This is a genomic window from Paracoccus hibiscisoli (genome assembly GCF_005048265.1).
GTDB classification, from domain to species: domain Bacteria; phylum Pseudomonadota; class Alphaproteobacteria; order Rhodobacterales; family Rhodobacteraceae; genus Paracoccus; species Paracoccus hibiscisoli.
The window spans coordinates 35,873-57,478 of the sequence record NZ_SUNH01000011.1 but is presented as its reverse complement, the minus strand read 5'-3'; the positions used below and the strand labels follow the sequence as shown (position 1 = coordinate 57,478).

The following is a 21,606-nucleotide window of genomic DNA, read 5'->3' as shown; positions in this document are numbered from 1 at the left end:
GATCGCCCGCCCCCGCTAACCCGGCACCGGTTGCGCGGCCGCCATGACGGGGCGCGGTGCCTCTGCCTCGGCCAGCAGGGCCGACAGCGCGGGCCGGCAAGAGCCGCAGGACGTGCCCGCCCCCACCGCCGCGCCGATCGCGCCCACCGTGCGGCACCCCCCCGCCACCGCGCGCAGGATCGTGTTGCGCCCCACGCCCAGGCAGGCGCAGACCTCGGGGCCCACATCGGGCATCCCCGCCGCGGGCCAGCCCCCTAGACAGCCGCGCGGGTCGGCGCCCAGCAGGCTGCCGACATGGCTGCGCGACAGCCGTACGGGGCCGGGCGCGACGAACAGCGCCGCCGCCAGCCGCCCGTCGCGGACAAAGGCCATCCGGGCCAGGCCCTGCGCCCTGTCGATCATCGTCTGCGCGGGCGCGCCCAGACCCAGCAGGCGCATGGCCCAGTCCTGCCAGTCGGGGGGCGCGGTGGTGCCCGCCATCTCGACCTGCCAGCCGCCGGGCAGGCGGGCGCGCGCCCAATAGGCGCAATCGGGCGCGACCGGGGCGTCGCTGACCAGAAAGCCGTGCCAGCGCGCCTCCAGCCGGGTGACCGACACCGGCGCCGATTTGCTGGCGGGCTGCCCCGAGACGGGGTCCGTCACCGGCGCGACCAGCGCGTCGATGCGCCCGCCCGAGGCATTCTGGCCGCTCCAGTGGATCGGGGCAAAGGGGTGGCCGGGGCGCACGCGGTCGCTGACCAGCACGCGCAGGACGGCCTGCCCCCCCTGCCCCCGGACCTGCGCCAGATCGGCGGTGGCCAGCGACAGGCGCGCGGCGTCGCGGGGATGGATCTCCAGATAGGGTTCGGCCAGATGGCGCGACAGGCGGGGCGACAGGCCGGTGCGGGTCATCGTGTGCCACTGATCGCGGGTGCGTCCGGTGTTCAGCAGCATCGCACCCGGCGCAGGCAGGGCCGCCGCGACCGGGACCATCCGCGCCCGCCCGTCCGGCGTGTGGAACCGCCCCGTGCCAAAGAACCGCCCCCCCCGCTGCGCCGGGCCCTGGGGCCACAGCACCGGCTGCATCGTGGCGTAATCCGCGCCCGCCAGATCCGAGATGTCGAAATCGCCGCCCAAGGCCCCCGCCACGCCCGACAGCGCCGCATGTTCGGCGAATATCTGCGCGGGGCCCGCCCAGTCAAAGCCCGCAAAGCCCATGCGGGTCGCGACCTGCGCGATCTGCCACCAATCGGCGCGCGCCTGCCCCGGCGCGGGCAGCGCGGCGCGCTGGCGGCTGATGCGGCGTTCGGAATTGGTGACCGTTCCGTCCTTTTCCCCCCAGGCCGTCGATGGCAGCAGCACATCGGCCAGCCGCGCCGTGTCGGTGTCGGGCCAGGCCTCGCTGACGGCCACGAAATCGCAGGCGGCGATGGCGCGGGCCACGCGGTCGGCATCGGGCATGGTCACGGCGGGGTTGGTATGGATGATCCACAGCGCCTTGATGTGCCCGTACTCGACCGCGCGGAACATATCCACGGCCTTGAGGCCCGGGCGGTCGGCCATGCGCGGCGCGTTCCAGAAGGCCCGGACGGCATCGCGATGGGCGGGGTTCTCCAGCTCCAGATGGCAGGCCAGCGTCGTGGACAGCCCGCCGACCTCGCGCCCGCCCATGGCATTGGGCTGGCCCGTGACGCTGAAGGGGCCACTGCCGGGACGCCCGATGCGGCCCGCAGCCAAGTGACAGTTCAGGATCGCGTTGACCTTGTCGGTGCCGCTGTCGGACTGGTTGATGCCTTGGGAGTAGACGGTGACGACCCTGTCAGTCCCGGCCCACATCTCCAGGAACGCGGCCAGATCGGCTGGCGGCAGGCCGGTCTCCTGCGGGCGGGCCCCGCGCGCCGCCGTCAGCGCGGCATCCAGCCGCGACATGGGGCAGAAAGCCTGCATCCATCCGGCCCGTGTCGAGCAGGTGGCACAGAAGAAGGTTGAACAGATGTGCATCCGCCCCCGGCGCGATGGCCAGATGCAGATCGGCCCCCTCGCAGGTCGCGGTGCGGCGGGGGTCGATGACGACGATGCGCATGTCGGGACGCGCGGCCTTGGCGGCCAGCAGGCGCTGTGCAGGACCGGATGGCACCAGGCCAGGTTCGACCCGGTCAGAACGACCAGATCGGCCTGCTCCAGATCCTCGTACAGGCCCGGCATGGTGGCGCCGCCAAAGGCGTGGCGGTGCCCTGCCACGCTTGAGGCCATGCACAGGCGTGAACTCGTGTCGATATTGGCGCTGCCGATGAAGCCCGAGGGATCGGGGCGGGTATCGGCAAAGGCGCGGGTCATCACCAGCCCCTTTTCGGGCGGCGCGGCCCAGATCGCGCGCCCCGCCAGCAGCAGCGCCCCCACCCCCCGTTCCACCGCGACCGAGGCCCAGGGTTCGCCCACGCAAAAGGCGTCCACCTCTCCGGCGGCCAGCGCGTCGGCCATCTGCGGCGGGGGGACGGTGCGGATGGTCAGGCGGTGCGCCAGCGCGGTGCCCTCCAGCCAGTGGCGGACCAGTTCGGCCTGGGTCGAAAAGGGAAACGGCACGCCCACGCGCAGGGGTCCGGGATGGGCGGCCTCCAGCGCGTCGCGGGCGGTCACGGCATGCTGAAAATCGAATGGGTGGCCCAGATCGCGCAGCCGCGCCTCGACCTGGCGGGATACGGCGATGGCCTGCCCGCCCTGCGACAGGATCATCAGCAGATCAAAGGCCGGATAATCGGGGCCCAGCCCCAGGGTCTGCGCGATGGGCATGGGCACCAGCATATGCGCGGCATCGACCGCGCCGGTGCCCAGCAGGTCGCGCGCCTGCGCCCAGCTGCCCGCGCGGATCAGCGCCAGGTCCAGCCCCTCCTCGGCGGCGAATCCCAGCTCGTGGGCGACGATCAGGGGGGCGGCGTCGGTCAGCGGCAGATAGCCAAGGCGCAGGCGCTCGCTCATGTCAGCAGGCCCGCCGCCATCACCAGCTGCTGCGCGATGTCGGCCACCCGGCGCTTCTGGTCCATGGCGGTGCGACGCAGCAGGGCATAGGCGGCCTCCTCGTCGATGCCGCGCGCCTTCATCAGGATGGCTTTCGCGCGGTCGATGATCTTGCGCTCCTCCAGCGCGGCCTTGGTGGCGGCCAGTTCGGCACGCATCTTCTGGAACATGTGGAACCGCGCGATGGCGGCATCCAGGATCGGCTTGATCCGGTCGCGGTGCAGCCCATCCACGACATAGGCGGACACGCCCGCCTCGATCGCGGCGCGGGTCAGCTGTTCGTCGGACCGGTCCACGAACATCGCCACGGGGCGTTCCAGCGGGCCGGACATCAGGGCCAGCTCCTCCAGCACGTCGCGCGAGGGGTCGGCCACGTCGATCAGCACGATGTCGGGCTGCTGTTCCGCGATGCGGCGCGCCAGGCCCGTCTGTTCCGCGATGACGGTGACCAGGTGATCGCCCGAGGCGCGCAGCCCGTCCACGATCCGGACCGCCCGGTCCGGGTCCCGTTCCACCACGATGATCGACAGTCGCTCCATCGCTTCAATGACACCGCCCGGGGGACGAATGACAAGGCCGCCCCCGCGCCCGCACCCCGCCGGCGCAGCCGATGCCCGCAAAACGGGCAGCGGCCCGGACGGGTCACATTGTGGTGTGACGATTGACCTTTGCCCCCCGCGCGCCTTCCATGCGGCCCATACAACAGGAGATCACAGCCATGAAACTGCTTGCATCCGCCCTGCTGGCCACGCTGGCCGCCACCGCCCCCCTGCACGCGCAGGAGGCCATGGACCATTCCGCCCATGCCGGGATGGACCACTCCGCCCATGGCGACATGGCCGCATCGCCCGATGACAGCCCCGCCACCACCGCCTATCGCGAGGCGATGGACCGCATGCATGCGGACATGGACGTCCCCTATAGCAACGATGCCGACGTGGATTTCATGCGCGGCATGATCCCGCATCACCAGGGCGCCATCGACATGGCGCGCATCGTGCTGGAGCACGGCACCGACCCCGAGGTCCGCGCCCTGGCCGAGGAGGTCATCGCCACCCAGCAGGCCGAGATCGACATGATGGAGGCCTGGCTGGCCGAACGCGACGGCTGACCCCCGTCCATCCGACGGCTTGACGCGCCCCGCCCGACCTGCGGTAGATCCCGGCGGTATCGGAACGCGGACGGGGATCATGACGGATAGCAGGTTGGGTTGGGCGGTTCCGCTGATGCGGGTGGGTTATGCGGGCAAGGGGCTGGTCTATCTGGCGGTCGCGGGCGTGTCGCTGCGCTCGATCTGGCGGGGCGGAGAGGCGCAGGACACCTCATCCGCCTTCGGCTGGCTGAACGCCACGCCATGGGGCGCCGTGGTGCTGTTCGTGATTCTGGCGGGGATGGTCGCCTATGCGGTCTGGCGTGTCCTGGACGCGGCCTTCGATCTGGAGGATTACGGCAGCGCGGCCAAGGGCATCGTCGCGCGCCTTGGCATGCTGGTGACGGGGGCGATCCATCTGGGCATCGCGGTCGTGGTGTTCCCGCTGCTGTTCCGGTGGGGCGATGCGGGCGAGGGTGAGGGCATCGCGGATTACGTCGGCACGGTCATGGCATGGCCCGGCGGGCGCTGGATCATCGGGGCTGTGGCGCTGCTGATCATCGGCGCAGGGTTGCATTACGCGCGCCAGGGCTGGACCGGGGCCTATCGCGACGATCTGCGCGCCAACCATTTCACGACGCGCTGGAACCCGGTGCTCAAGGCCGGGCTGATCGCGCATGGCGCGGTGGTGGGCGTGATCGGGCTGCTGTTCCTGTTCGCGGGCTGGCGCGCCGACCCCGACAAGGCCGGCGGCACGGGCGACGCGTTCTCTTGGCTGTCGGACCAGGTCTATGGCCAGATCCTGGTCACGGGCATCTGCCTGGGTCTGCTGGGCTTTGCGCTGTTCTGCTTTGTGAACGCGGCCTATCGCATCGTGCCCAAGGTCTCGGGGCCCGATGTGCGCAGTCTTGCGGCCAGCCTGACGGGCGGGCGCCTCTGACGGGACGGCGGGTCCGACCCCGCCGCCCCTGGACCCTCAGAACCGCAGGACGGCCGTGGCCGCGATGCTGCGGCCCGGTTCGCGCTGGCCCACCACCTCCGAGAAGTCGCCGCCATAGCTGGCGCGGTCCACATAGGCCCGGTCGAACAGGTTGGTGACCTCGGCGCGCAGGGTCAGGTTGTCATAGGCTGCGGGTTCATATTCCGCATAGACATCCACCACCGTATAGCCCGGCCAGTCGCTGTCGGTATCGCTGGCGCCGGTCCGCTCGCGGATCGCGTGCTGCACGACGCCGCCCAGGCTGAGCCCCGCCATGACCTCATGGCGCGCCTCCAGCGTCAGCATCGCGCCGGGGATCGTGCCCAGCTCGCGCACGTCAAAGCTGGAGGCGCCGCGCCCGTCCAGCGTCACGTCCGTGTCGCTGTAACGCAGCGCGGCAAAGCCGCCGGCCCAGTCCTGGCGGGCCGACAGGCGGAACCCGTCGCTCTCCAGGGTGCGGGCGGTCAGGCCCTTGCGGACATTGCCGATCCGGGTGCGAAAGACCTCGGCGCCCAGGGTGGTGCCGCCCTGGCTCCATTCCACGCCCAGCACGCGGTTCTGCCCCCGCGTCGCGCCAAGCGCGTCATAGGCGTCGGGCGCCGAGAAATCGTCCAGCTCATAGACCGAGGCCAGCTGCGTGCCGCCGAAGACGCTGGAGGCGCCCGCATTCACCCGCAGCGCGTCGGTGACATGCCAGGTCAGCGCGCCGTTCACGCTGGCGCCCTCGGTATCGACCGACTGCCCCGCCACGCCGGTAAAGCGGCTTTGATCATAGCGCAGCCCGGCGCTGTAATCGACGGTTCCGTGGCTGCCGCGGGCCTGGGCAAAGACGCCGGTATTGGTGCGATCCTCGCGGAAGGCCAGCAGCGCCCCGCGGAACTGGCCCGCATAGCGGCCCCGGCTGCGGGCATTGTCCAGGCCCACGACCAGCTCGGCCTCGCCCAGCTGAAAGCGGTTCTGCACGACCACGCTGACGGTATCGGCGCGGCCGGTGTTGAAATCGGGCGTGGCATTGTCGGGCGTGGCCAGATCGAAGGTGTCCAGCGCGCTCTCGCTCCGGGCGATGCGGATCTCGGGGTCCAGCAGACCATCTGTGGCGGTGCGGCGCAGCGTCAGGGTGCGCGTCTGCTGATCCAGCACATAGCGGCGCGATTCGGGCGTCGGGCGCGGGCTGATCACCCCGCCCAGATTGGCGCGATAGGGCCGCAGGGCGTCGTCCTTGAAGCCCAGGACGCCCAGCTCGGCCCGCCAGTCGCCCATCTGCGCGCCCAGCTTCAGCGCATGGCTGCTCATGTCGGCGCCGGTGCGCGGCACACTGTTCCCGTCGCCATCCTTGTACGCGTCGCCCGTGGCGCGGCGGCCATAGGCCAGCGCATCGACCGGCCCCTGCCGCCCATAGAGGGTCAGCGCGCCGGTCGCCGTGTCGCCATTGCTGGCCAGCCCCGTGGTCACCTGCCCACCAAAGTCGCGCCCCGGCTCCAGCAGGTCCAGCGCCGATTTCGTCTCATAGGCCAGGCTGCCGGCCAGCGCGGCAAAGCCCGCATCGGCAGGCGCCACGCCCGGATCGACGCGCGCGGCCTTGAGCAGGCCGGGGTCGATGATGTTGGTGCCGGTGTGGTGGAACATGCGGTTGTTCTGGGGCGCGCCATCCACGCTGACGGCCAGCTGCTGTTCGTCGATGCCGTTGACGAAGACGCGTTCGGCGATGGCGATGCCGCCGCCCACGGTGACGCTCGGCTCGGCGCGGAACACATCCTCCAGCGTGCCGGTGCGGGCATCGTCGATCTGCGCCTGCGATGCGGCGATCCGGCCCGGCGCGTCCTCCTCCGAGGTCAGGACGATCGGGTCCAGCAGAACCGGTTGGGCCAGCAGGGATACGGGATACAGCGCAGTGCCAAGCAGCAGCGCCGCCAGCGAGGGTTTCGACATCACAGAACTCCATTATCGACCAATGGGCTTGCGATGGCGCGGGGTGGGCGCGGTGGCTGGCTCTGGCGTCGTGCTACACAAAGATCACGGCGATGTTAAGCGGGATTTTGCCGCCCGCCGGGGCGCCTGTCGCGACTCTTCCGTCGCGGAACCGTCACCCGGCTGTCGTCTGACTGTCGCGGACGCGCCGTAGTACCGTCCCGCAAGGAGCCGTCATGCCGCACCTCATCGCGCGGGGAATCCGCAAGTCATTCGACCGCAGCGTCGTTCTGGACGATATCGACCTGGACCTGCCGCAGGGCGCGTTCCTGGCGCTGCTGGGCCCGTCGGGCTGCGGCAAGACCACGCTGCTGCGCCTGATCGCCGGGCTGGAGACCTGCGACGCGGGCCAGCTGCTGTTCGACGACCGGGTGATCCTGTCGCCCGACCGCTTCGTCCCCCCCGAGGACCGCCAGCTGGGCATGGTGTTCCAGTCCTATGCCCTGTGGCCCAGCATGAGCGTGCGCGGCAATGTCGAATTCGCGCTGAAGGCCCGGCGCGTCCCCGGCCCCGAACGCCGCGACCGCGTCGCCCGGATGCTGGAAGCGGTCGGCCTGACCGCCCATGCCGACCGGCTGCCGCAGGACCTGTCGGGCGGCCAGCGCCAGCGGGTCGCCCTGGCGCGGTCGCTGGTGCTGCGCCCGCGCATCCTGCTGCTGGACGAGCCGCTGGCCAATCTGGACGCCCATCTGCGCCAGCAGATGCTGGTCGAATTCCGCCGCCTGCATGCCGAAACGGGCGCGACCTTCATCCTGGTCACCCATGACCAGGACGAGGCGATGGCCGTGGCCAGCCACATCGCCGTGATGGAGGCCGGGCGCATCCGCCAGATCGGCACCCCCGAGGCGCTGTATCGCCGCCCCGCCACGCCGATGGTCGCGCGTTTCATCGGGCATGGCGCGACCATCCCGGTTCAGGTCATCGCCCGGCATGGCGACCGCTGCGACGTGGTGCTGGGCGGCGCGACGCTCAACCTGCCCGGGCGGGCCGATCCGGGCGCGGGCTGGCTGTGCCTGCACCCCGAGGATCTGCGTCCCGCGACCGGCGCGGGCCATTTCGACGCCCAGGTCATCGCCCAGAGCTTTCGCAACGGCCGCCACGCCACGCTGGTGCTGCCGCGCATCGCGGGGGTGGACACGCTGTCGCTGCCGATGGATGCCCCCGCGCCCGCGCACACGCCCCTGCGGATCGAGATCACCGGCGGGTGGGTCATCGACCGCGACGCGGGCGGCGCGGCGGTCCATCCGCTGAGCGGGGCGCGCATCCATGCCTGAGCTGCGCGCCGTATCCGGGGTGGGCTGCAAGGGCCCAGCCTGCTTTCTGTTGCGAATGGCCGGGCGCACGCTGCTGCTGGATCTGGGGCGCGGTCCGGATGCGGGGCGCCTGCCCGACATCGCGGGCCTGCCGCCGATCGACGCGATCCTGTTCAGCCATGCCCATGCCGATCACACCGGGGGGCTGGCGCTGTGGCAGGCCCTGGGCCGCCCGCCGCTTTTTGCCACCGCGCCGACCATCGCGCTGGCGGGCCTGAGCGATGCGCGCCCATTGGAGGGATGCGCGGACATCCTGGGCCTGCCGCTGATGACGGGGGCCGCGGGTCATGCGCCCGGCGCGGTCTGGATGCGCATCGGCGGGGCCGAGGGGCTGCTCTATTCCGGGGATGTCGGGACCGAGGGCGCGATGTTCCGCGCCGACCCCCTGCCCCGCGCCGCCGCGTTGGTGCTGGACGCCTCCTACGGGATGGCGACCGAGGGGTTGCCCGACCAGATCGACGCCATCGCCGCGCTGGCGGGTTCGGGGCCGATGCTGCTGCCCGCGCCCGCCGGTGGACGCGGGCTGGAAATGGCCGCGGCCCTGCTGGCCCGGGGCCATGACGTCGCGATCTGCGCCGATCACCGCCGCGTGGCGCGGGTCCTGGAGGGTCACCCGGACTGGCTGACGCCGCAGGGTCGCGAGGGGCTGGCGCTGCTGGCGCGGGCGCGCGACCTGCTGCCCGACAGCCCGCCCGAGGGGGTGATGATCGCCGCCGGACCGAATGCCGAACGCGGCACCGCGCAGGCGCTGGCCCAACGCATGGCCGGGCGCCCCGGGCGGATCGTGTTCACCGGCCATGTGGCCGACGACACCCCCGCCCAGGGTCTGATCGGCCAGGGGCTGGCGCAATTCCGGCGCTGGAACGTCCACCCGCCCTTTCCGCTGGCCGATGCGATGGTCGCGGCGGTCGCGCCGCGCACCATGCTGGCGGCCTTTTGCGACGCGCCGACACTGCGCGCGCTGCGGGCGGGCACGGGCTGGCCTTTGGCCCCCGGCACGGAGATGGACTGGTGAGCCTGTTCGACCACCCCCGCTTTCACCTGCTGCGCCACGGGCAGACCGCCCATAATGCCGCCGACCTGATCGCGGGGGCGACCGACGCGCCGCTGGACACGACCGGGCTGGCGCAGGCGCGGGCCATGGCGCGCGCGCTGGCCGATCTGCCGCTGCGCCGCCTGCACGCGTCCCCCCTGCGCCGGGCCTGGGCCACGGCCGAGGCGCTGGCCGCCGACCGGCCCGGCCTGGCGATCATCCCCGCCCCGGATCTGGCCGAACGCCACTGGGGCATCTGGGAGGGGGCGCCCCGGGCCGTCCTGGACCGCGATGCCACCCCCTTGGGCGGCGAAGGCCCCGCGGCCTTTCACGCCCGCATCCTGCGCGGCTGCGCGGCCATTCCCGCCCCCGACGGCCCCGAGGACCCACCCCTGATCGTCGCGCATTCCGGCACTGTGCGGGTGCTGTGCGCGGCCCTAAGCGTCGAATTCCGGCGCCCCCCGAATTGCGCGCTGACCACGTTTGTCCGTGACCGGCGCGGATGCTGGCAGGCCGATCCGCCCCGGATCGCCGCCGATTTCCCCACCCATCCCATGAGGTTCCCATGACCCGCCTGCTGATGATCTCGACCGCGCTGACCGGCCTTGCCCAGTCCGCCCAGGCCCAGAGCCTGACCGTCTATACCTCTCAGCCGCAGGAGCAGATGACCGAGGTGATCGCCGCCTTCAACGAGGCCCATCCGGAGATCGAGGTCGAGCTGTTCCGCTCGGGCACGACCGAGGTGATGGCCAAGCTGCAGGCCGAATTCGCGGCCGGGGGCAGCCCCGCCGACGTCCTGCTGATCGCCGATGCGGTGGCCATGACCCAGCTGAAGCAGGACGACCGCCTGATGGCCTATCCGGATGCCGCCGTGGACGGGATCGACCCCGCCCTGCTGGACGCCGACATGACCTTCTTTCCGACCAAGCTGATCACCACCGGCATCGTCTACAACACCGATCTGGTCGACACGCCCCCGACCGCATGGGCGGACCTGGCCGCGCCTGACGTGGCGGCGCAGACGATCATGCCCTCGCCGCTCTATTCCGGCGCGGCGGCGATCCATGTGGGCACGATGATCCAGCAGCCCGGCTTTGACTGGCCCTGGTTCGAGACCCTGGCCGATAACGGCGCCGTCGCGGGCCAAGGCAACGGCACCGTGCTGGAGGCCGTCGCGCGGGGCGAAAAGGCCTATGGCGTGCTGGTCGAATACATGGCGCTGAACGCCAAGGCCCAAGGCTCGCCGGTCGATTTCGTCTTTCCGGCCGAAGGCGTGACGGCGGTGACGCAGCCGGTGGCGATCCTGGCGGGCACGGATGCGGCCGATGCGGCGCGCGCCTTTGTCGACTGGCAGCTGGGTCAGGCGGCGCAGGAACAGTCGGTCGCCCAGGGCTATTTCCCGCTGCGGGCCGGGATGGCCGGACCCGAGGGCTATCCCGACCCCGCCAGCCTGACCCTGATCGAGGCCGACAACGCCCGCCTGCTGTCGGATGGCGACACGGTCAAGCAGACCTTTGCCGACCTCTATGGCGGCTGAGCTGCACCTGTTCGGCGACCGCAGGACCGGCAGCGCCGAGCGCGCGCTGGCGGTTCTGCTGTGCCTCTATCTGGCCGCGATCACCGTCTGGCCGCTTGGACAGCTGTTGGTCGCGGCGTTCCGTCCGGGCGATGACGGCGCGGCCCTGGGCGTCATGCGCGACACGCTGTCGGCGCGGGCCACGGGGCGGGCGTTTCGCAACACGCTGGTGCTGTCGCTGATCTCGGTCGGGGTGTCGGTCCTGCTGGGCGGCGCGCTGGCACTGGCGGTGGGGCTGCTGCGCATGCGGTGGCGCGCGGCGCTGTCCTTTCTGATCCTGATGCCGCTGGTCATCCCGTCCCAGACCCTGGCCCTGTCCTGGATCGAGCTGATGGGCGCCAACTCTGCGATCCTCAAGCCATTGGGCCTGGCGCCGCCGCCGGGACGGGGCAATCCGCTCTATTCGCCCCTGGGCATCGCGCTGGTCATGGGGATCGAGCATATGCCGCTGGTCTTCATCGCGATCCACGCGGCGCTGAAATCGGTGCCCGCCGACCTGATCGAGGCCGCCCGCCTGGCCGCCATTCCGCCCCGGCTGGTGCTGACGCGGGTGATCCTGCCGCTGACCTATCCATCGGTGCTGGCGGGCGGGCTGCTGGCCTTCACCGCGGCGGTGGGCAATTTCGGCATTCCCGCGCTGCTGGGCATTCCGGGCCGGGTGCCCATGCTGACCACGCTGATCTATCAGCGGCTGAACAGCTTTGGCCCCTCGGCTGCGGGACAGGTGGCGGTGCTGGCGCTGATCCTGACGCTGATGGCGGTCGCGGCGCTGGCGCTGCGCGCGGTCCTGCTGCGCCACCTGCGCCTGCGGGTCGAGGCCGGGCGCCCCCATACCCCCACCCGCAACGCGCCTGCCTGGGCGCAGGCGCTGATCTGGGCCGTGGTCCTGGCCATCGCGATCCTGCCGCTGGCGGCCCTGGTCCTGACCTCGCTGACCCCGGCGATCGGGGTGCCGTTCTCGCTCCAGGTGGCCAGCCTGGACCAGTATCACCGCGTGCTGGCCAACCCGGCCGTGCTGCGCGGCTTTTCCAACTCGCTGATCCTGTCGCTGGCGGCGGCGCTGATCTGCGCGCTGATCGCGCTGCCGCTGGCCTATCTGGTCGCCCGCCGCCCCAGTCCGGCGATCGCGCTGGCCGACCTGTTGGCCGAGGCGCCCTGGGTCGTGCCGGGGACTGTCGTGGCGCTGGCGATGATCCTGGCCTTTCTGCCGCCCCTGCCGCTGATCGGGGTGTCGCTTTACGGCAGCATGGCGATCATCCTGATCGCCTATCTGGCGCGGTTCCTGCCGCTGATCCTGCGGCCCGTGGTCGCCACGGCGCGGGGCGGCGACCCGATGCAGGACCAGGCGGCGCGCATCGCGGGCATCGGGCTGGCGGGGCGCATCGCGCATGTCTTTGCCCCCTCGGTCCGGGCGGCGACGCTGGCGGGGGCGATTCTGATCGTGATGTCGGCCATGAACGAGCTGACGCTGTCGGCGCTGCTGTGGTCGTCGGGGCACGAGACGATCGGCGTGATGGTCTTTTCCCTGCAATACGAGGGCAGCTCGACCGCGGCGGCGGCGGTGTCGGTCCTGTCGACCGCCCTGCTGCTGGCACTGTGTGCGCTGGCCGAACTGGCCCTTGGACCGCGCGCGGCGCAGGCCCTGCCCTGGCGAGGGTGATCGCATTTGTCTGCGGCCTGCCCCGACCAATCAGACAATTCGATGCCGCAGCGCGCCCTGACGACCCGGAAAAATCACCGAAATACAGGAAATTTCGCGCCTAGAGACAACACAAAACAATCGCTTATGGGCCGTTCCCCGAATTGCGGCAAGGTGTGACATCCTGTCTGTCACCCTGATGACAATATTGTTAACCTCGCCGCAGAACATCATGGGAGGATCGCATGTTCCATCGTATCGCTGCCGCCGCCTCGGCGGTCGCCCTGACCGGTCTGGTGGCCACCGCGCCGCAGGCCCGCGCGCAGGAGTTCATCAACGTGCTGACCGGGGGCACCTCGGGGGTCTATTACCCGCTTGGCGTGGCTTTGTCCGAGATCTATGCGGCGGGCATCGACGGCGCGCGCACCCAGGTCCAGGCCACCAAGGCCTCGGTCGAGAACCTGAACCTGCTGGCCCAGGGCCGCGGAGAGATCGCCTTTGCCCTGGGCGACAGCGTCCAGATGGCCTGGGACGGCAACGAGGAGGCAGGCTTTGCCCGCCCGCTGACCGAATTGCGCGCCATTGCCGCGATCTATCCGAACTATATCCAGATCGTGGCCGACGCCTCGGCAGGGGCCACCACGCTGGAGGATCTGCGCGGCAAGACCCTGTCGGTCGGCGCGCCCGCCTCGGGGACGGAACTGAACGCCCGCGCCATCTTCGAGGCGGCGGGCATGAGCTATGACGACCTGTCCCGCGTGGAATACCTGCCCTATGCGGAATCGGCCGAGCTGATCAAGAACCGCCAGCTGCAGGCGACGCTGCAATCGTCGGGCCTGGGCGTGGCCTTCATCCAGGATCTGTCGGCAACCCATGACATCACCATCGTCGCCATCCCCGAAGAGGTCGTGACCGCCATCGGCGCGCCCTTTGCCCCCGCGACCATCCCCGCCGGCACCTATTCAGGCATCGACGAGGACATCCCCACGGCGGCGGTCGGCAACATGCTGATCACCCATGAGGGCGTCAGCGAAGAGACCGCCTATCTGATGACCAAGCTGATGTTCGACAATCTGGACCGGATGCAAAGCGCCCATGGCGCCGCCGCCGCGATCACCCCGGACACCGCGCTGGAGGGCCTGCCCATCCCGCTGCATCCCGGCGCCGAGCGCTACTATCGCGAAATCGGCCTGATCGAGTGATCGACCGGCCCGCGCGTCCGCCGCGCGGGCCCCACCCCCCGGAGAGCGCCATGTCCGTCACCCCCACCCAAGCCGGCGGGCCTGTCCGGCCCCGCCTGGACCCCCTTCCCCCCACCGAACCCGAGATCCACGAGGGCCTGCCCCCCGGTTGGGGCGCGGGACTGGCGGGCCGCCTGGCCTTCTGGCTGGCCGTGGCCTTTTCGCTGTTCCAGCTGTGGGCTGCGGCCTATGGCACCCTGCCCAGCCAGATCGTGCGGGCCATGCATGTGGCCTTTCTGCTGCTGCTGGGCTTTGGCCTGGTCGGCAACCTGGTCGCAAAAACCCGCGGGGGTCAGCTGTTCTTCTGGGGGCTTGGGGTGCTGGGGTTCTGCACCGGCCTCTATCAGTGGATGGAATACAACGACCTGATCCGGCGCACGGGGTTCCTGAACCAGGCCGACCTGATCATGGGCACCGTCCTGATCGTGCTGGTCTTCGATGGCGCGCGCCGCCTGATGGGCTGGCCGCTGGCGGTGATCGCCGGGGTCTTTCTGGCCTATTGCTTTCTGGGCCAGCACCTGCCCGCGCCCTTCATCCATCGCGGCTATGATTTCGACCAGATCGTCGAGCATTTCGCCTTCGGGACCGAGGGCATCTATGGCAGCCCGATCTATGTCAGCAGCGCCTATATCTTCATCTTCGTGGTCTTTGCGGCGTTTCTGGAACGCGCGGGCATGCTGAACCTGTTCAACGACTTTGCGCTTGGCATGGTCGGCGCACGGCGCGGCGGGCCTGCGCAGGTGGCGGTGCTGTCATCGGCGCTGATGGGCACCATCTCGGGGTCGGGGGTGGCCAATGTCGTGGCCTCGGGCCAGTTCACCATCCCGATGATGAAGAAATCGGGCTTCAAGCCCGCCTTCGCCGGGGGGGTCGAGGCGACGGCCTCGATGGGCGGGCAGATCATGCCGCCGGTCATGGGCGCGGTGGCCTTCATCATGGCCGAGACGCTGAACGTCCCCTATGCCGCCGTGGTCCAGGCGGCGATCGTCCCGGCGGTGCTGTATTTCGGCGTCGTCTTCTGGATGGTCTGGCTGCAATCGGGGCGCGACGACCTCAAGGGGCTGGCGAAATCCAGCCTGCCCAACCCCTGGCACGCGGTGCGCGACCAGTGGCCGCTGGTCCTGCCGCTGGCGGCGCTGGTCTATCTGCTGTTCGCGGGCTACACGCCGATCTTTGCGGGCACGATGGGGCTGGCGCTGGTCACCGTGCTGATCCTGGGCGCGCCCCTGGCCGCGATGATCGGGCCCTTCGCGTTCCGCATGGTGTTCTGGATCGCGCTTGGCCTGGCGGCGGCCAGCTTTCTGCGGTTCGGCGTCGATCTGCTGATGATCGTGATCGTGGGCCTGATCCTGGCCTGCGCGGCGTTCAAGGGCACACGCCCCACCATCGGCATCATCCGCGACGCACTGGCGCAGGGCGCGCGCAACGCCCTGCCCGTCGGCATGGCCTGCGCCATCGTGGGCATCGTCATCGGCACGCTGACGCTGACGGGCATCGCGTCCACCTTCATCGGCGCGATCATCGCCATCGGGCAGAACAACCTGTTTTTGTCGCTGGTGCTGACCATGCTGACCTGCCTGGTGCTGGGCATGGGCATCCCCACGATCCCGAACTACATCATCACCTCATCCCTGGCGGGGCCTGCCCTGCTGGAGCTGGGCGTGCCGCTGCTGGTCAGCCACATGTTCGTGTTCTATTTCGGCATCATGGCCGATCTGACCCCGCCCGTGGCGCTGGCCTGCTTTGCGGCGGCGCCCATCGCGAAATCCTCAGGCCTCAAGATCTCGATGCAGGCGATCCGGCTGGCGGCGGCGGGGTTCATCATCCCGTTCATGGCGGTCTATACGCCCTCGCTGATGCTGCAGGACGGCGGCCCCATCGCCGAGGCCTGGGGATACCCGGTCGAGGTCGTCTATGTCCTGTTCAAGACCGTGCTGGGCGTCGGCATGGGCGGCATCGCGGTCGTGAGCTATCTGTGGGACCGCACCACGCTGGCGGAACGCGGGCTGGCGCTGGCGGCGGCGGTGTCGCTGATCCTGGCGATGCCCTGGACCGATCAGGCGGGCTTTGCACTGGCCGCCGTATTCCTGGTCGTCCACTGGCTGCGCACCCGCCGCGCGCGGGTGGCCGCGTGATCTGCCTCAGCGCCGGGGCGTTCGCGCTGGCGCTGGCCACACCGGATTTCACGCTGGAATGGCGCCATTCGGTCACCCGGACCCTGTGGTGGGAACGCTGGCGGGCGGGGCCGCAGGGCATCGCCCCTGTCGCCGCGCGCCTGACCGGCCCCGGCGCGGGGATGGAGCCGCCGCCCGACGCCGTCTGGCGCGACGGCGCCTGGCATTTCACCCCCCGCGTCGCGCCCCAGCCCCAGGTCGTGCTGGCCACCTCCGGCACCACTGGGGGCGGCTGGACGCTGTGCGCGCAGGACGCCTGTCACCCCCTGCCCGAGGATCAGGGCCCGATCCTGATCGCTGCCTGCAGCACGACGGTTCCGTGACAGCCTGCGGCAGCGCGCTTGACACCCCCTGCCCGATCCGGTGACACGGGTTCACATCCCCCACGCGAGGCCCCGATGACCGACCGCCCCTATCCGACCCTGGCCCAGGCCACGCGCATCTGGGCGCGCATCGGGCTGCTGAGCTTTGGCGGCCCCGCGGGCCAGATCGCCCTGATGCACCGCATTCTGGTCGAGGAGCAGAAATGGCTGGGCGAGCGCCGCTTTCTGCACGCCCTGAACTATTGCATGCTGCTGCCCGGCCCCGAGGCGATGCAGCTGGCCGTCTATATCGGCTGGCTGATGCACCGCACCCTGGGCGGCATCATCGCGGGGCTGCTGTTCGTGGCCCCCGGCGTGGTGGCGATCATGGGCCTGTCCTGGATCTATGCGATCTGGGGCAATACCGGCACGCTGGAGGGGCTGTTCTTCGGCCTCAAGGCGGCCGTGCTGGCCATCGTGCTGCAGGCGGTCATCCGCATCGGGTCGCGCGCACTGAAGAACGGCGCGATGATCGGCATCGCGGCGGCGTCCTTTGTGGCGATCTTTGCCTTTGGAGTGCCCTTCCCGGTGATCATCCTGGCGGCTGCGGCCCTGGGCTATCTGGGCGCGCGGGCCGGATGGGCGGCCTTCGGGGCGGGCGGCGGCCATGGCAAGATGGGCGGCACCCTGGTGGAGGATGCCGACACCCTGCTGGGCACGGGCACGCCCGACCACACGCGGGTCAGCGCCGGTTGGGCGGCGCGCGTGTCGGCGGTGATCCTGGCGCTGTGGCTGGTCCCCGTGGCCGCGCTGTTCCTGGTGCTGGGGCCGCAGAACGTGTTTTCGCAGATCGCCGGGTTCTTCAGCGTCATGGCGGTGGTGACCTTTGGCGGCGCCCATGCGGTGCTGGCCTATGTCGCGCAGGAGGCGGTGCAGAATTTCGGCTGGCTGGCACCGGGAGAGATGCTGGACGGCCTCGGCATGGCCGAGACCACGCCGGGTCCGCTGATCATGGTCACGCAATTCGTGGGCTTCATGGGCGCGATGCGCGATGCGGGGGGCCTGCCGCCGCTGCTGTCGGCGACATTGGGCGGGCTGTTGACCACTTGGGTCACGTTCCTGCCCTGCTTTCTGTGGATCTTTCTGGGCGCGCCCTTCATCGAACGGCTGCGCGGCAATCAGGCGCTTGGGGCGGCGCTGACGGCGGTGACGGCGGCGGTGGTGGGAGTGATCCTGAACCTGGCCCTGTGGTTCGCGCTGCATGTGCTGTGGGGCCAGCTGCGGCGCGTGACCGCGATGGGGCTGGACCTGGAGCTGCCGGTCTGGAGCACGCTGGACCTGGCCGCCCTGGTGCTGGTGACGGGCGCGATGATCGGGGTCTTTACGCTGAGGCTGGGCGCGGTCACGGTGCTGGCCGCCTGCGCGCTGGCCGGGCTGGGCCTGCGGCTGGCGGGGGTGGCGTAATCAGCCGTGCCGCGTCTCCAGCGCGGCCTTGATCACCAGCGCCACGACCGCGATCAGGGTCAGGGTCGATGCGGCGGCAAAGGCCCCGACCGCGTTCAGATCGTTGAACAACAGCTCCACATGCAACGGCAGCGTGTTCGTCTGGCCCCGGATGTTGCCCGACACGACCGAGACGCCGCCGAATTCGCCCACCGCCCGCGCCGTGCACAGCACCGCACCGTACAGCAGCGCAAAGCGGATATTGGGCAGGGTCACGCGGCGGAACACCTGCCAGCCCGATGCGCCAAGGGTGACGGCGGCCTCCTCCTGCTCGGTGCCTTGCGCCTGCATCAGGGGCAGAACCTCGCGCGCGACAAAGGGCGCGGTCACGAACATCGTCACCAGCACGATCCCGGGCAGCGCGAACATCACCTGCAGGTCGACCTCGCGCAACCACGGACCCAGCAGGCCCTGGCGGCCATAGAGCAGCAGATAGCAGATGCCCGCGATGATCGGAGAGATGGAGAACGGGATCTCGATCATGGTGACCAGCAGGCCGCGACCGGGAAAGCGGTGCTTGGCCACGGCCCATGCGGCGGCGATCCCAAAGGCGATGTTCAGCGGCACCACGATCACCGCCACGATGCAGGTCAGCCAGATGGCGTGCAGCATCGCGGGGTCCATGATGTTGGCGGCATAGACCTGCCAGCCCGCCGAAAAGGCCCGCGCAAAGATATAGACCAGCGGCGCCACCACGATCAGCAGCGTCAGCACCACGGCCAGGGCCACCAGCAGGCGACCGGAACGGGCGGGCGGCCTCATGCGGTGGCCCTCCGGTGCCGCGCGGCCCAGGATTGCAGGATGTTCGACACGATCAGCAGCACCAGCGCAAAGCCCAGCAGGACCAGTGCGATGGCGGCGGCGCCGTTATAATCGAACTCCTCCAGCCGGATATAGGCTAAGAGGGCCGCGATTTCGGTCTGGCCGGGCAGGTTGCCGGCGATGAAGACGATGGCCCCAAATTCGCCCAAGGATCGCGCAAAGGCGGTGGTGCAGCCGGCCAGCCAGGCGGGCAGTATGGCGGGGAACACCACGCGGGTGAACACCTGCCAGGGGGTCGCACCCAGGGTTTCGGCCGCCTGTTCCAGCGCGGGGTCCAGATCCTCCAGCACCGGCTGGACCGTGCGCACCACGAAGGGGATCGAGGTGAAGGCCATCGCCAGCGCGATCCCCCAGATCGTATAGACGACCGGGATTCCCGCCGGATGCAGGACCTGCCCGAACCAGCCATTCGCGGAAAACAGCGCCGTCAGCGACAGCCCCGCCACCGCCGTGGGCAGCGCGAAGGGCACGTCCATCATCGCGTCCAACAGGCGTTTTCCGGGAAAATCATGCCGCACCAGCACCCAGGCCATCAGCAGGCCATAGACCGCGTTGAAGGCGGTGGCGATGGCCGCCGCCGTCAGCGTGATGCGGAACGCCGCCACCGCCCGGTCGCTGCTGACGATGGTCCAGAACCGCGCCGGGCCGATCTCGGCCCCCTTCAGGATCAGCGCGGCGATGGGGATCAGCACGATCAGCACCATGTAGAGCAGCGTCGTCCCCAGGCTGAGCGTAAAGCCCGGCAGGACGCGCTTGGCACGGAACGGGGCGGCGGCAGCGGTCATTGGTTGACGAAGACCTGATCCAGAATCCCGCCTTCGGCCAGATGCTGTTCGCTGACCGCGTCCCAACCCCCGAAGACGTCATCGACGGTCACCAGCTCAACCTCGGCCTGCGCGTCGGCGAATTCGGCGGCGACCGTCTCGTCGGTGACGCGATAGTTGCGTTCGGCCAGCATCCGCTGTGCCTCGGGGGTGTAGAGCCAGTTCAGATAGCTCTCGGCGATTTCGGTCGTACCGTTATCGTCGGCATTCTCGGCCACGACGGCGACCGGGAAGGCCGCGAACAGCGACATCGACGGGGTCACACGCTCGAACCCCTGCGCCTCGTATTCGGCGGCGATCTGGCCGGTCTCGGCCTCAAAGGTCACCAGCACGTCGCCGATGCCGCGTTCCGCGAAGGTCTGGGTCGCGGCGCGCCCGCCCGTGTCAAACACCGGAACGCTGGCAAAGATGCTGCGCACGAAATCCTGCGCGGCGGTCTGGTCGCCGTCATTCTGCGCCAGCGCATAGGCATAGGCCGCCAGATAGGTATAGCGCGCATTGCCGCTGGTCTTGGGGTTCGGAAAGACCGGGGCCACATCCTCACGCGCCAGATCGTCCCAATCCTCGATGCCCTTGGGGTTGCCCTCGCGCACCAGGAAGGCGGGCAGCGAATAGAAGGGCGAGGCGCCGTTCGGGAAGGCGTCGCGCCAGTCCTCGGGCAACAGACCGCCCTGCGCCAGCACGTCGATATCGGTCTCCTGGTTGAAGGTCACCACATCGGCGGGCAGCCCCTCCAGGATCGCGCGCGCCTGGCGCGACGATCCGCCATGCGACATGTCGATGGTCAGCGTGCGCCCGGTATCGGCCTGATATTGCGCGGCAAAGGCGGGGTTCAGCGCCTCGAACAGCTCGCGTGCGATGTCATAGCTGACATTCAGCAGGCGGTCCTGCGCAAGGGCGGGGCCGGTCAGGACAAGGGCCAGCGCGGTGGCCAGAACGGGCAGTTTCATCGGGCGATTTCCTTGTGACGGGGCAGGATTGAGGGGGCTGTGGTGTCGATGCGGGGGCTGGGAAAGATCGCGCCCGCCTCGACGCGCAGGGTGACAGGGGCGCCCTGCGCCAGGGCGGGGGCGTCGCGGCGGGGCATCTGGATCTCGGCCTCGGTGCCGCTGTCGTGGCGGGCGGTCAGGCGCAGATCGGCGCCGGTGCTGACGCGGCTGGTGATGTGCCACGGCCCGCCCGCATCGGGAACGGCGCGCAGATCGGCGGGGCGCACAAAGACCTGCGCCGGGCCGTCAGGCAGCGCGCGGCGCGGCAGGGCGGTCAGGTCCAGCCCCGACCCCTGCGCCCGGCCCGCCGCCAGCGTCACCGGCAATTCGACCGTGGCCCCCATGAAGCGCGCGACAAAGGGCGTGGCCGGGTGGTCGTGGATCTGGTCGGCATCGCCGATCTGCGCGATGCGGCCGTCGCCCATCACCACGACGCGGTCGGCCAGCTCGAACGCCTCCTCCTGGTCGTGGGTGACGAAGATGGTGGTCGACCCGGTCGCCTCGTGCACGCTGCGCAGCCAGCGGCGCAGATCGCGCCGGATGGCCGCGTCCAGCGCGCCGAAGGGCTCGTCCAACAGCAGCACGCGCGGCTGGATCGCCAGCGCCCTGCCCAGGGCCACGCGCTGACGCTGGCCGCCCGACAGCTGCGCGGGATAGCGGTCGGCCAGATGGTCGATCTGCAGGAACGCCATCAGCTCATCCACGGTGGCGGCGATCTGCGCCTTGGCGGGGCGGTCGGCGCGGGGGCGCACGGACAGGCCAAAGGCGATGTTGTCGCGGACCCGCATATGCGGAAACAGGGCATAGTTCTGGAACACGAAGCCGATGCGCCGGTCGCGCGCGGCCAGCTGCAGCCAGTCCTGCCCCTCGACCCGCAGCTGCCCGGCATCGGGCCATTCCAGCCCCGCGATGATCTTGAGCAGCGTCGTCTTGCCCGACCCCGACGGGCCCAGCAGGGCCAGCAATTCGCCCGCCTCGACCGACAGGTCGATGCCCCGCAGAACCTCGGTGCGGTCGAACCGCTTGGTCATCCCGGCAATCGTGATCGACATGATGCGCCCCTTTGCTGTCGCTCAGCTAGGACGGGTCCGCCGTCCTGGCAAGGGACGGCCCCGCGCCCCGGCCCGCAGCCGCGCGGCGGACATTCCGCGCCACCGCG

General features: G+C 70.3%; 18 protein-coding genes. 11 read left to right on the top strand and 7 right to left on the bottom strand.

The features are described 5' to 3' along the window. Positions 1–15 precede the first annotated feature (15 nt). Both FA740_RS08910 and FA740_RS08905 read right to left on the bottom strand, forming a co-directional pair. Positions 16–2,955 carry an ABC transporter substrate-binding protein gene (locus FA740_RS08910; protein ID WP_338119663.1) on the bottom strand — a complete coding sequence of 980 codons (2,940 nt, stop codon included), beginning with the start codon at positions 2,953–2,955 and terminating at the stop codon, positions 16–18. Then, entirely contained in the window at positions 2,952–3,533 is a 582-nt protein-coding gene (locus FA740_RS08905) for an ANTAR domain-containing response regulator (RefSeq protein WP_136856424.1), read from the bottom strand. Before FA740_RS08905 ends, FA740_RS08910 begins: the two co-directional genes overlap by 4 nt. A 179-nt stretch (positions 3,534–3,712) precedes the next feature. On the opposite strand from FA740_RS08905, the gene copM reads away from it, so the two are divergent. Next, positions 3,713–4,105 carry a CopM family metallochaperone gene (gene copM, locus FA740_RS08900; protein WP_136856423.1) on the top strand — a complete coding sequence of 131 codons (393 nt, stop codon included), beginning with the start codon at positions 3,713–3,715 and terminating at the stop codon, positions 4,103–4,105. Between the two features lie 115 nt (positions 4,106–4,220). After that, positions 4,221–5,024, top strand: coding sequence for a DUF1206 domain-containing protein (locus FA740_RS08895; RefSeq protein WP_246053546.1), 804 nt, complete (start codon positions 4,221–4,223; stop codon positions 5,022–5,024). 36 nt (positions 5,025–5,060) lie between these two features. On the opposite strand, the gene FA740_RS08890 is transcribed toward FA740_RS08895, so the two are convergent. After that, positions 5,061–6,992, bottom strand: a complete 1,932-nt coding sequence (locus FA740_RS08890) for a TonB-dependent receptor domain-containing protein (RefSeq protein ID WP_136856421.1) — start codon at positions 6,990–6,992, stop codon at positions 5,061–5,063. A 215-nt stretch (positions 6,993–7,207) separates the two neighbouring features. Between FA740_RS08890 and FA740_RS08885 the strand changes: the two genes are divergently transcribed. The 9 genes from FA740_RS08885 to chrA all read left to right on the top strand — a co-directional run bounded on the left by FA740_RS08885 (position 7,208) and on the right by chrA (position 17,773). Beyond that, on the top strand, positions 7,208–8,305 hold the full coding sequence (locus FA740_RS08885) for an ABC transporter ATP-binding protein (protein WP_136856420.1): 1,098 nt from the start codon (positions 7,208–7,210) through the stop codon (positions 8,303–8,305). Further along, complete coding sequence (locus tag FA740_RS08880) at positions 8,298–9,359, top strand: MBL fold metallo-hydrolase (protein WP_136856419.1); 1,062 nt, start codon at positions 8,298–8,300, stop codon at positions 9,357–9,359. The genes FA740_RS08885 and FA740_RS08880 overlap by 8 nt, the downstream gene beginning before the upstream one ends. Continuing rightward, positions 9,356–9,946, top strand: coding sequence for a histidine phosphatase family protein (locus FA740_RS19685; RefSeq protein WP_169306264.1), 591 nt, complete (start codon positions 9,356–9,358; stop codon positions 9,944–9,946). Before FA740_RS08880 ends, FA740_RS19685 begins: the two co-directional genes overlap by 4 nt. After that, complete coding sequence (locus FA740_RS08870) at positions 9,943–10,914, top strand: ABC transporter substrate-binding protein (protein WP_136856417.1); 972 nt, start codon at positions 9,943–9,945, stop codon at positions 10,912–10,914. Before FA740_RS19685 ends, FA740_RS08870 begins: the two co-directional genes overlap by 4 nt. Continuing rightward, positions 10,904–12,613, top strand: a complete 1,710-nt coding sequence (locus tag FA740_RS08865) for an ABC transporter permease (protein ID WP_169306263.1) — start codon at positions 10,904–10,906, stop codon at positions 12,611–12,613. The genes FA740_RS08870 and FA740_RS08865 overlap by 11 nt, the downstream gene beginning before the upstream one ends. A 224-nt stretch (positions 12,614–12,837) precedes the next feature. Next, complete coding sequence (locus FA740_RS08860; protein WP_136856415.1) at positions 12,838–13,794, top strand: TAXI family TRAP transporter solute-binding subunit; 957 nt, start codon at positions 12,838–12,840, stop codon at positions 13,792–13,794. 50 nt (positions 13,795–13,844) lie between these two features. Next, entirely contained in the window at positions 13,845–15,968 is a 2,124-nt protein-coding gene (locus FA740_RS08855; RefSeq protein WP_136856414.1) for a TRAP transporter permease, read from the top strand. Beyond that, entirely contained in the window at positions 15,965–16,330 is a 366-nt protein-coding gene (locus FA740_RS08850) for a DUF1850 domain-containing protein (RefSeq protein WP_136856413.1), read from the top strand. The genes FA740_RS08855 and FA740_RS08850 overlap by 4 nt, the downstream gene beginning before the upstream one ends. Before the next feature lie 75 nt (positions 16,331–16,405). After that, positions 16,406–17,773, top strand: a complete 1,368-nt coding sequence (gene chrA, locus FA740_RS08845; protein ID WP_136856412.1) for a chromate efflux transporter — start codon at positions 16,406–16,408, stop codon at positions 17,771–17,773. Here chrA and cysW read toward each other — a convergent pair whose 3' ends face one another. From cysW to FA740_RS08825, 4 genes are read right to left on the bottom strand one after another with little or no spacing between them, the layout of a single operon-like run. Continuing rightward, the gene (cysW, locus tag FA740_RS08840) at positions 17,774–18,574 is read right to left on the bottom strand and encodes a sulfate ABC transporter permease subunit CysW (protein ID WP_136856411.1); all 801 of its coding nucleotides are present in this window, start codon (positions 18,572–18,574) and stop codon (positions 17,774–17,776) included. Beyond that, positions 18,571–19,419, bottom strand: coding sequence for a sulfate ABC transporter permease subunit CysT (cysT, locus tag FA740_RS08835; RefSeq protein ID WP_136856410.1), 849 nt, complete (start codon positions 19,417–19,419; stop codon positions 18,571–18,573). Before cysT ends, cysW begins: the two co-directional genes overlap by 4 nt. Then, a complete protein-coding gene (locus tag FA740_RS08830) occupies positions 19,416–20,408 on the bottom strand; it encodes a sulfate ABC transporter substrate-binding protein (protein ID WP_136856409.1) in 993 nt (330 codons plus the stop codon). The genes cysT and FA740_RS08830 overlap by 4 nt, the downstream gene beginning before the upstream one ends. Next, positions 20,405–21,499 (bottom strand): sulfate/molybdate ABC transporter ATP-binding protein, encoded by a 1,095-nt coding sequence (locus FA740_RS08825; protein WP_136856408.1) that lies wholly within the window; start codon positions 21,497–21,499, stop codon positions 20,405–20,407. The genes FA740_RS08830 and FA740_RS08825 overlap by 4 nt, the downstream gene beginning before the upstream one ends. Positions 21,500–21,606: the final 107 nt, after the last annotated feature.